We start from the raw sequence: 225 nt of genomic DNA on the forward strand, positions 1-225 counted from the left end.
GAAGGTATCGACACCGCCGCCACCGATCAGGGTGTCAGCGCCTAGGCCGCCGTCGAGGATGTTGTTGCCGTCGTTGCCGGTCAACACGTTGCCCAGGCTGTTACCGGTACCGTTGAGGTTGGCAGTGCCGGTAAGGACAAGGTTTTCCAGGTTGGCGCCCAGGGTCCAATTCACTGAAGCGCGCACGGTGTCGACTTCACTGGTCAGGGTGCTGGCTTCGGTGAT

The 225-nt window shown here is 61.3% G+C and carries 1 pseudogene; it reads right to left on the reverse strand.

Annotated features, from left to right (window positions below):
* Nucleotides 1-225 (reverse strand): annotated as a pseudogene (locus AC30D7_RS28845) (hypothetical protein); the annotation flags it as partial.

The organism is Pseudomonas sp. DF5 (assembly GCF_058148225.1).